1 protein-coding gene is annotated in these 263 nt (G+C 32.3%); it reads left to right on the forward strand.

The annotated features are described in order from the left end of the window. The coding region (locus AOA60_RS23605; protein ID WP_178075408.1) for a DbpA RNA binding domain-containing protein at window positions 1-263 on the forward strand (263 nt) is incomplete at both ends.

Genomic DNA, 263 nt, shown 5'->3' on the forward strand with positions numbered 1-263 from the left:
GTTCTGAAGAAAGATAAGAGTGCCGTTCTAAGTAAAGATATTATGAAACTTTATTTCAATGGTGGGAAAAAGAAAAAACTTCGTCCCGTTGATTTTGTTGGAACGATTACGAGTATACCTGGTATCACAGCAGAAGATATTGGAATTATATCCGTAGAACAAATTGCAACCTATGTAGATATTTTAAATGGAAAAGGCTCCATTGTACTACAAAAAATGAAAACAAGAACAATTAAAGGAAAACAATTAAAAGTTCACGAAGC

Origin of the sequence: Pseudomonas sp. 2822-17, from assembly GCF_002742485.1 — a bacterium.
Lineage (GTDB): Bacteria > Pseudomonadota > Gammaproteobacteria > Pseudomonadales > Pseudomonadaceae > Aquipseudomonas > Aquipseudomonas cyclaminis.